The organism is Mesorhizobium sp. M7A.F.Ca.AU.001.01.1.1, assembly GCF_004022735.1.
GTDB classification, from domain to species: domain Bacteria; phylum Pseudomonadota; class Alphaproteobacteria; order Rhizobiales; family Rhizobiaceae; genus Mesorhizobium; species Mesorhizobium ciceri.
In genome coordinates, this window is the sequence record NZ_RZPF01000196.1 from 1 (window position 1) to 9,341 (window position 9,341).

The window sequence follows — 9,341 nt, forward strand, 5'->3', positions numbered from 1 at the left end:
GCACAGACGCCGGCGACCTCCTCTCCCCTCGGGGAGAGGTCGGATTGCCCCGAATTGCCCTTCGCAATTCGGTTTTGGCAATCCGGGTGAGGGAGCCCTTGCGACCGTTCTCATCCCCTCAATCCACGAAAATCAGCGCCGGCGTTTCCAGCAGCGTCTTGATCCGCTGGATGAACACCGCCGCATCCCACCCATCGATCACCCGATGGTCGAAGCTCGACGACAGGTTCATCATCTTGCGCGGCATGAACTGGGTGCCGTCCCACACCGGCCGCACCATCATCTTGTTGACGCCGACGATCGCCACTTCCGGATGGTTGATGACCGGCGTCGTCGCCACGCCGCCCATGGCGCCGAGCGAGGTGATGGTGATGGTCGAGCCGGACAGCTCGTCGCGTGTTGCCGTGCCGGACTTGGCCGCCTCGGCCAGCCTGATGACCTCGGCGCCGCAATCCCAGATGTCGCGCGCCTCGGCGTGCTTGACCACCGGAACCACCAGCCCCGACGGCGTCTGTGCGGCGATGCCGATATGGATGCCGCCATGCTGATGGACGATGCCGGCCTCGTCGTCGAACAGGGAATTGAGATTGGGCTGGTCCGCGATCGCCTTGACCATCGCCCGCATCAGGAACGGCAGCAGCGTCAGTTTCGGCCGCTCCACGCCAGGACGCTTCTCCTTGTTGAGCGCCGCGCGCAATTCCTCCAGTGCGGTGACGTCGATCTCCTCGACATAGGTGATGTGCGGAATGCGCGATTTGGACAGCGACATCTTCTCGGCGATCTTGCGCCGCAAGCCGACCACCTTGATATCCTGCACAGCGTCGTTGCGGGCGAGGCCGGATGCCTTTGCGACCTGCGGCCCGCGGGCCAGGAACGCTTCGATGTCCTCATGGCCGATGCGACCGGCCGGACCGGATCCGGCAACCTGCCTGAGATCGATGCCGGCTTCTTTTGCCCGCAGACGAACGGCCGGCGACGCCAGCGGTCTTTCGCCTTGAAGCCGCGGCGCGCCGGAGACGGAAGGCTGCGCCGTGCTTTTCTGTGAGGCTGCCGGTTTCGCCTTGGGCTCGTCGCTCTTTGGGGATGTCTTCACGACCGGCGCAGCAGCCTCGGGCTTCGGCGTCGGAAGTTTTGCCGGAGGCTCAGCGGACACCGCTTCCGCTTCGGCGCCTTGCGGCTTGGCGTTGCCCTCGCCCGCCACCTTCAGCCGCACGATGGGCGAGCCGATGGCCACCGTGTCGCCGATCTCGGCGCCCAGCCACAGGATCTCGCCATCAACCGGCGAGGGGATTTCAACCGTCGCCTTGTCGGTCATGACTGCGGCGAGCACAGTGTCCTCGCGGACGATATCGCCGACCTTGACGTGCCATTCGACCAGCTCGGCCTCGGCGACGCCTTCGCCGACATCGGGCAGCTTGATGATGTGTTCGCCCATCTCAGGCTCCCATGGTTTCAAGCAAGGCACGGCCAACGCGGGCGGGACCGGGAAAATAATCCCACTCCTGCGCATGCGGATAGGGCGTGTCCCAGCCGGCAACGCGAGCAACCGGCGCTTCGAGGTGATAGAAACAGTTTTCCTGCACCAGCGCCGACAGCTCGGCGCCGAAGCCCGAGGTCAGCGTCGCCTCATGCACGATGACGCAGCGCCCGGTCTTTTTCACCGAGGCGACGATCGTATCGAGATCAAGCGGCAGCAGGGTCCTGAGGTCGATGATCTCGGCATCGATGCCGGTTTCTTCGACAGCCGCCTGCGCGACATAGACCATGGTGCCGTAGGCGAGCACGGTGAGGGCCGAGCCTGCCCTGCGGATCGCCGCCTTGCCGAGCGGCACCGTGTAGTGGCCGTCGGCCACCTCGCCCAGCTCATGCTTCGACCAGGGCGTCACCGGCCGGTCGTGATGACCATCGAACGGACCGTTGTAGAGCCGCTTCGGCTCGAGGAAGATCACCGGATCCGGATCCTCGATCGCCGCGATCAAAAGCCCCTTGGCGTCGTGCGGGTTGGACGGCACCACCGTCTTCAGCCCCGACACATGGGTGAACAGCGCCTCAGGGCTCTGGCTGTGCGTCTGGCCGCCAAAAATGCCGCCGCCGGTCGGCATGCGCACCACGATCGGGCAGGTGAAATCGCCGTTGGAGCGGTAGCGCAGCCGTGCCGCTTCCTGGGTCAGCTGGTCGTAGGCCGGGTACATGTAGTCGGCAAACTGAATTTCCACGCACGGCTTCAAGCCATAGGCGGCCATGCCTATGGCCGAGCCGACAATGCCGGATTCGTTGATCGGCGCATCGAAGCAGCGGCTCTTGCCGTATTTGGCCTGCAAGCCCTGCGTGCAGCGGAAGACGCCGCCGAAGAAGCCGACGTCCTCGCCGAACACGACGACTTTCTCGTCGCGCCCCATCGACACATCCATGGCATCGCGAATGGCCTCGATCATGGTCCGTCTCGGCATGGCTCAGACTCCCGCCTGCTGGCGCTGGCGCCTGAGATGCGGCGGCATCTCGGCATAGAGCCCCTCGAACATGTCGCGCGTCGACGGCTTGCCGCCGGCATGCAGCGTGCCGTGGCTTTCCGCTTCCTTCTGCGCCGCGATAACCGTGTCGAGGATTTCCGCCTCGGCCTGCGCGTGCCGCTCGTCCGACCAGACGCCGAGCGCGATGAGATGGTTCTTCAGCCGCACGATCGGGTCGCCGAGCGGCCAGGCGTCGGATTCGGTCTTCGGCCGGTAGGCGGACGGGTCGTCCGAGCTCGAATGTGCGCCGGCACGGTAGGTGACATATTCGACCAGCGTCGGCCCGAGATTGCTGCGCGCCCGCTCCGCCGCCCATTTGGCGACCGCATGCACCGCGAGATAGTCGTTGCCGTCGACGCGCAGTGACGGGATGCCGAAGCCGAGGCCCCTCGCCGCGAACGTGCCCGAACCGCCGCGCGCGATGCCTTGAAAGGTCGAGATCGCCCACTGGTTGTTGACGACATTGAGCACGACCGGCGCCTTGTAGGTGGAGGCGAACACCAGCGCCGAATGGAAATCGGACTCGGCCGTCGAGCCGTCGCCGATCCACGCGGCTGCGATGCGTGAATCGTTCGATATCGCCGAGGCCATCGCCCAGCCGACCGCCTGGATGTACTGCGTCGCCAGATTGCCGGAGATCGAGAAGAAGCCGTGCTCCTTCGAAGAATACATGACCGGCAATTGCCGGCCCTTCAGCGGGTCGGCTTCGTTGGAATAGATCTGGTTCATCATCGTGACCATCGGGTAGCCATCGGCAATCAGCAGCCCTGCCTGGCGATAGGTCGGAAAGTTCATGTCGCCCGGCGCCAGTGCCTTGCGGAAGGCGCAAGCCACAGCCTCTTCGCCCAGATGCTGCATGTAGAACGAGGTCTTGCCCTGCCGCTGCGCCATCTGCATGCGCGCATCGAAGGTCCGCAGCGTCATCATGTGGCGCAGGCCGGTGAGAAGTTCGTCGCTGGACAGCAGGCTGGCCCACGGGCCGACGGCCTCGCCAGTGCGGTTCAGCACGCGGATGATCGAGAAGGCATGATCGCGGATGGTGCGCGGATCGACATCGATCTCCGGGCGCGGCACAGAGCCGGCCTTGGGGATCGGCACATTGGAAAAGTCAGGCGTTCCGCCCGGCCGCACTTCCGGCTCCGGAACGTGGAAACGCAACATCCCAGCATCGGCCATGACCTTTGTCCTCCAATGTTGCCCGGAACAGATATTTGCATATCTGCGCCGCCAGTGCGAATTCGTCGGGTAGCCTGCGGACGTCGGTCCCGGCCACGCCGGCCGATCCAGCCTCCCGCACCCAAGATGAAGATATGTCCGCGAAATTTCTTGTCGATGTTGGGCGGTGGCGCGCAATTAGAGGGAAGGTTGGGCGAGGTTTGCCGGCAGATAAGGTGATTGGTCGACGAACTCGCGCCTTTCCTCTCCCCCGTCGATCGGGGGAGAGGAAGGGAGCCAAGGCTGGCCAACTCGCGCCCTTCCTCTCCCCCGTCGATCGGGGGAGAGGTGTCGAGCGAAGCTCGACGGAGTGGGGGTCGACCGTTCGCCCAAGCTGGATGCCGCCCCCACATCATGCTAACCAACCCGCCATGGCACAGAAGAAAGCATATGAGGTCGATGGCTGGCTCGCGAAGCCGGACCAGCGGATCTCCATCGTCCTGCTTTACGGCCCCGATCGCGGCCTCGTCTCCGAGCGAGCAAAGGCCTTTGCCGGCAAGACCGGCCTGCCGCTCGACGATCCCTTCTCGGTGGTCAGGCTGGAGGGGTCGGAGGTCGACCGAGACGAGGGCCGGCTGCTCGACGAGGCCCGCACCGTGCCGATGTTTTCCGACCGGCGCCTGCTGTGGGTGCGCAATGCCAGCGGCCAGAAGGCATTGGCCGACGACGTCAAGGCGCTGACGGCCGAGCCCGCGCGCGATGCGATCATTCTCATCGAGGCCGGCGACCTCAAGAAAGGTGTCGGCCTGCGCGCCATCGTCGAGGCGGCCGACAACGCCATGGCCCTGCCTTGCTATGCCGATGAAGCCCGCGACATCGACACCGTCATCGACGGCGAACTGGGCAGGGCCGGCATGTCGATGACCATGGAAGCGAGACAGGCGCTGCGCCGCAATCTCGGCGGCGACCGGCTGGCCTCGCGCGGTGAGATCGAGAAGCTTGTGCTCTACGCCCATGGCCAGACCGAGATCGGCCTGGAGGAGGTCAAAGCGATGTCAGGTGATGTCTCCGGCGCGTCTTTCGACGACGCGGTCGACGCGCTTCTCGAAGGCAAGATCGGCGACTTCGACACCGCCTTCACCCGCCATTGCCAGTCCGGCGGCCAGCCCTTCCTGGTGCTGTCCTCGGCAATGCGGCAGTTGCAGCAGATCCAGATCATGCGCGGCCAGATGGAGTCCGGCAACCGCAACGCCGCCTCGGTCGTTGCCGCCGCCCGCCCGCCGGTGTTTTTCTCCAGGCGCAAGCTGGTGGAGAAAGCGCTGGAACGCTGGAGCACCGAAGCGCTCGGCCGCGCGTTGACTCGGCTGCAGACGGCGGTGCTGCAGACCAGGCGGCGGCCGGATCTTTCCGTCGCGCTGGCAAGACAGGCGCTGCTTGGCATTGCGGTGGAGAGCAGCAGGTTGGCGCAGCGGTAGGAGAGCGATCCTCCTCTTCTCGGCGCCGAGCGCTGCCTCCATCGGTCAATTCATTGTCATGGCGCCCACCTGCTGGAAGGTTGGCAGCGCCTGTGGAAAGACCAGCACCGCCGCGCCGTAAAGAAGCAGAGCGATACCCGACACCTTTGCGATCCCACCTCCGGACGGGAGGGTCTTTTCCGCAAAGATCAGCAAGGTGACCACGGCCATTGCGGCGACGTTCATGATCCCGAGAGGAAAGAGGGCGAGAAACAAAAGCCAGCAGCAGCCCAGGCAAAAAAGTCCATGCTCCAGGCCCATGCGAACCGCACCCCAATAACCATCGCGCCATGAGGTCAGGATGAAGCCAATCGGCGTGCGGCATTTGGCCAGACACAGATCTTTCAGTGGGGAGAGTTGATAGGCGCCCCCAATCATCAGCAGCGCGCCGCCGATACGCGCGGCCGTCGCAGCGGACAAACCCACATGCCCGGCAAGCATCTCCGCACCCGCCGCACCGGCAAAGGCGATAACGCCCATCACGCCCCAAACCAGCATATACCCGGCCACGAACACCCAGCTCGAGACAAAGGTCTCGCCCCGGCTCTGTTTGCCGGCCTGGACCTGGTGAAACGTCAGGATCATGGGCGCGGCCGTCGGAAACATCATGGCAATCATCATGATCATCCAGATGGCAAGAAACAGCGGCGCCTTCATACCCATGGTGAGTGCGTACATTTCCATGCGCATGTCCGCGTCCATGCCCATCTGCTGCCAGACAAGCAGGGTCCACGCCGCCGCAGCGATAGCGATCAGCAGCGCGAGAATGATGTATCGCTGCAACGTCGGGGCCATGGACGAGGTCGTTCCGTGCTACGCTGCCTACGGCTACTGCTGCCCAGACCAATTGATCGGGGCGTAATGTCCGTTTCGGCGGGAATTGTCCCAGCTCATGCCATGATCGCTGAATGTACTGCCTTCCGCCCCCATCGCCAGGGCGAGCCAATCGGGATTGACAGGATGGCCTGTGGCCGCCCACATCTGCCCGTCCTCGCGCATTGTCGGCAGCGGCTCGACCGCCATCTGCATGACGCCCGCAATCTCCGCCGACCGCTTCTTGCCGTCTATCCGGTAGCTTATCGGCACCTTCTTGGCGCCAAGATTCGTGCCAATCATGAGTGCCAGCACCGCCATAGGGCCGCCCGCAGCGCCGGTGAAGATGGCACCTAGCGCCTCTGTTTGCCTGTCATCGGCCCGTTCGTCGATATAGGCGGCGGCCGTCCAATTGCCGTTTGCCATAGGACCCGGCGTGTGAGCGACCATCGCGACACTGAGCCCATCCAATCGAACGTCGCCGTAGTTGCCCGTGTTGATATGAAAGACCAAACCGACGTCGCAAACACCTTTCGTCGGCTTCGATGTCAGCTGCGCGTTGGTGGACAGCAGACAAGGACATACGACATCGCAGCTACAATTTTCGAAGTAACTTCCGGACAATTGCCAACGGACTGCCATTTGCACCTCCCACTTGCGTCAGGCGCGTCGGCATATCGCATTGGCGGGGCGGTGCCATTTCACGATTGTTGTAGGAACGGAAAATAGCCCCCGCCTCGACTGACCGGCACGCTAGGGCACATAATTTAAGCCATATCTAATATAGGTTACGCCGTTGCCTGGCACTGTCAAGCCGCGAGCGGCAGGGCTGGCGGCAGGCGCTGCTTGGGATCGCGGTTGAGAGCGCGAGGCTGGGGAGCGAGCCTGATCTCCCCCTCGAGGGGGAGATGTCGCCGAAGGCGACAGAGGGGGCCGCCGCGCGTGGGGCGCTGACCTCTTCTTCGTTCCCGCAGGGGCCCGGCGCTTGATGTGGGGCGACCCCCTCTGGCCTGCCGGCCATCCCCCCTCAAGGAGGGAGATTCGCGGCGTCACCGATTTCGCCAATCACGAGCGCCCCAAAAGGAAAAGGCCGGCCAAACGGCCAGCCCCTTTCCACATGCGCAATCTCCGGTCTCAATATACTTCGCCGGCTAACTAACGCTCCTGCTTCAGCCTTCTGCACAGCTCATCAAGCTGCTCCAGCGACCGGTATGAAACCCGCAAAGTGCCGCCCTTGCCCTTGTGATCCACTGACACAATCATGCCGATCGTATCGGTCAACAGCTTTTCCAGCGCCAGCGTATCGGCGTCCTTTTGCTCCGGACTTGGCGCCGGCTTGGCTTCCTTGGTGCTGCTGGTGCCGGCCGGTATCTGGGCCAGCGCTTCGGCCTGGCGCACCGAAAGGCCCTCTTCGACGATACGCTTGGCAAGGCCGGCCGGATCTTCCGCCGTCACCAGCGTGCGGGCATGGCCCGCCGACAGCGCGCCGTCGACCAGCATGTCGCGGATCACATCCGGCAGCTTCAGGAGCCTGAGCGTGTTGGCGACATGGCTGCGGCTTTTGCCGATCACCTGGCCGAGATCGGCCTGGGTGTAGCCGTGCTCATCGATCAGCTGCTGATAGCCAAGCGCTTCCTCGACCGCATTGAGGTCGGTGCGCTGGACGTTTTCGATGATCGCCAGCTCGAGCGCGGTGCGGTCGTTGACCTCGCGGATGATGACCGGGATCTCGGACAGCCCGGCGCGCTGCGCCGCGCGCCAGCGCCGCTCGCCGGCGATGATCTCGTAACGGCCGGCCTGTGCCGGCGAAGGACGCGCCACCACCGGCTGGACGACGCCGTGTTCGCGGATCGACTGGGCAAGGTCGGTCAGCTCGGCGTCGCCGAAATGCCGCCGCGGATTCTTCGGATTGGGGGTCAGGAACTCGATCGGCACCTTGCCGTCGGCGCTCATGCCTGGTTTTTCAGGCGCAGCTGGGCGATCGATCTCGCCGATCAGCGCCGCCAGCCCACGCCCCAGTCTCTTTCTCGAAAGGTCTTCGCTCATCTTTATTCCAGGTTCCGGATCGTTTCGGTATCGAATCGGCTCTTTAAATTGCAGGGAGTCTAATCAAGCGGCGCGTAACTTGCGCTCGCGGCGGATCACTTCCGACGCCAGTTGCAGATAGGCCTGACTGCCCGAGCATTTCAGATCGTAAAGGATCGCCGGCTTGCCGTAGGACGGCGCCTCGGACACCCGCACATTGCGCGGGATGACGGTCTCGTAGACCTTGTCGCCCATATGCGCCCGCACATCCTGCACCACCTGGTTGGCGAGATTGTTGCGGCCGTCATACATGGTCAGCACGATGCCCTGGATGGTGAGATCCGGATTGATCGAGCGGCGCACCTGCTCGACCGTCTCCAGCAACTGGCTGAGACCTTCGAGCGCGAAGAACTCGCATTGCAGCGGCACAAGAACAGAATCGGCCGCAGCCATTGAATTCAAGGTCAAAAGGTTGAGCGATGGCGGGCAATCGATCAGCACATAGCCAAAGGGTGCGCCGCGCTCGGTCGCGGCGCGCAGCGCATTACGCAACTTGAGCACCCGGTCGGGCGCGGAGGCGATCTCCATTTCAATGCCGAGCAGGTCGAGCGTCGACGGCACGATCGACAGGCCGGGCACCGCCGTCGGGATGGCCGCGGCCTCCAGCTCCAACTCGCCGGTCAACACGTCATAGGAGGACACCGTCCGATCCTTGCGGTCGATGCCGAGGCCGGTGCTGGCATTTCCCTGCGGATCGAGATCGACGATCAGCACCTTTTCGCCGATCGCGGCCAGCGCGGTCGCCAGATTGATGGCGGTGGTTGTCTTGCCGACGCCGCCTTTCTGGTTGGCTACGGTGATGATTCGGGGGCCATTCTTCATCATGGGTTTATGCCAGAAATTCATTTTGGGCGCCAAATCGCCTGTCAGTGACGGATCAGACAGGTCGCAGGTTGGACAATTCCAGGATGACGCCGCCAGCGTCGGTCACACTGGGATGTTCTACCAGATCGAAGGACCATCGGTGAACGCTTTCTTGCACTTCGGTGCGGTAATCCCGGCCTTTGTGGAACAGGCCGCGCGCGCCTGAAATCAGCCAGGGCGCCGACAGGTCCAGCAACGTCGAAAGCGGAGCCAGCGCCCGCGCCGTGACGATCTGCGGCGTCGAAACAAGCGCATGACTGTCGTCGATGCGGCGCGCCACCACCCGCGCCGGCAGGCTGAACTGCCCAATGACGGTCTGCAGGAAGGATGCTTTTTTGCGATTGCTTTCAACCAGATCGATGCTGGCGCCGTCGCGCTCGGCCAGCAGGAAAGCCATGAC

At 63.9% G+C, this 9,341-nt stretch carries 9 protein-coding genes; 1 reads left to right on the forward strand and 8 read right to left on the reverse strand.

Translation table 11 applies throughout. From position 1 onward, the window contains the following. Positions 1-118: 118 nt before the first annotated feature. From EN884_RS14320 to EN884_RS14330, 3 genes are read right to left on the reverse strand one after another with little or no spacing between them, the layout of a single operon-like run. Positions 119-1,435: a dihydrolipoamide acetyltransferase family protein gene (locus tag EN884_RS14320; RefSeq protein WP_063169594.1), complete on the reverse strand. Its 1,317-nt coding sequence runs from the start codon at positions 1,433-1,435 to the stop codon at positions 119-121. Position 1,436: 1 nt separating this feature from the next. Beyond that, positions 1,437-2,450, reverse strand: a complete 1,014-nt coding sequence (locus EN884_RS14325) for an alpha-ketoacid dehydrogenase subunit beta (RefSeq protein ID WP_013528742.1) — start codon at positions 2,448-2,450, stop codon at positions 1,437-1,439. A 3-nt stretch (positions 2,451-2,453) separates the two neighbouring features. Continuing rightward, complete coding sequence (locus EN884_RS14330) at positions 2,454-3,686, reverse strand: 3-methyl-2-oxobutanoate dehydrogenase (2-methylpropanoyl-transferring) subunit alpha (RefSeq protein WP_063169595.1); 1,233 nt, start codon at positions 3,684-3,686, stop codon at positions 2,454-2,456. Positions 3,687-4,096: 410 nt separating this feature from the next. On the opposite strand from EN884_RS14330, the gene holA reads away from it, so the two are divergent. Next, on the forward strand, positions 4,097-5,140 hold the full coding sequence (gene holA, locus EN884_RS14335) for a DNA polymerase III subunit delta (protein WP_013528740.1): 1,044 nt from the start codon (positions 4,097-4,099) through the stop codon (positions 5,138-5,140). A 45-nt stretch (positions 5,141-5,185) separates the two neighbouring features. Here the strand turns inward: holA and EN884_RS14340 are convergent, their stop codons facing one another. From EN884_RS14340 to EN884_RS14360, 5 genes are all read right to left on the reverse strand, one after another. Continuing rightward, positions 5,186-5,974 carry a DUF2182 domain-containing protein gene (locus EN884_RS14340; RefSeq protein WP_013528739.1) on the reverse strand — a complete coding sequence of 263 codons (789 nt, stop codon included), beginning with the start codon at positions 5,972-5,974 and terminating at the stop codon, positions 5,186-5,188. Positions 5,975-6,007: 33 nt separating this feature from the next. Beyond that, positions 6,008-6,634 carry a DUF1326 domain-containing protein gene (locus EN884_RS14345; RefSeq protein ID WP_063169596.1) on the reverse strand — a complete coding sequence of 209 codons (627 nt, stop codon included), beginning with the start codon at positions 6,632-6,634 and terminating at the stop codon, positions 6,008-6,010. Between the two features lie 513 nt (positions 6,635-7,147). Next, a complete protein-coding gene (locus tag EN884_RS14350; protein ID WP_013528737.1) occupies positions 7,148-8,038 on the reverse strand; it encodes a ParB/RepB/Spo0J family partition protein in 891 nt (296 codons plus the stop codon). Between the two features lie 63 nt (positions 8,039-8,101). Beyond that, positions 8,102-8,902, reverse strand: coding sequence for a ParA family protein (locus EN884_RS14355; protein WP_013528736.1), 801 nt, complete (start codon positions 8,900-8,902; stop codon positions 8,102-8,104). A 52-nt stretch (positions 8,903-8,954) separates the two neighbouring features. After that, positions 8,955-9,341 (reverse strand): RsmG family class I SAM-dependent methyltransferase (locus tag EN884_RS14360; protein WP_206617595.1); only part of this gene is annotated, 387 nt, incomplete at its 5' end.

Bases quoted from the DNA above. Each gene is read 5' to 3' on its own strand.
- EN884_RS14320 (WP_063169594.1), bottom strand. From the start codon at position 1,435: ATGGGCGAACACATCATCAAGCTGCCCGATGTCGGCGAAGGCGTCGCC.
- EN884_RS14325 (WP_013528742.1), bottom strand. From the start codon at position 2,450: ATGCCGAGACGGACCATGATCGAGGCCATTCGCGATGCCATGGATGTG.
- EN884_RS14330 (WP_063169595.1), bottom strand. From the start codon at position 3,686: ATGGCCGATGCTGGGATGTTGCGTTTCCACGTTCCGGAGCCGGAAGTG.
- holA (WP_013528740.1), top strand. From the start codon at position 4,097: ATGGCACAGAAGAAAGCATATGAGGTCGATGGCTGGCTCGCGAAGCCG.
- EN884_RS14340 (WP_013528739.1), bottom strand. From the start codon at position 5,974: ATGGCCCCGACGTTGCAGCGATACATCATTCTCGCGCTGCTGATCGCT.
- EN884_RS14345 (WP_063169596.1), bottom strand. From the start codon at position 6,634: ATGGCAGTCCGTTGGCAATTGTCCGGAAGTTACTTCGAAAATTGTAGC.
- EN884_RS14350 (WP_013528737.1), bottom strand. From the start codon at position 8,038: ATGAGCGAAGACCTTTCGAGAAAGAGACTGGGGCGTGGGCTGGCGGCG.
- EN884_RS14355 (WP_013528736.1), bottom strand. From the start codon at position 8,902: ATGATGAAGAATGGCCCCCGAATCATCACCGTAGCCAACCAGAAAGGC.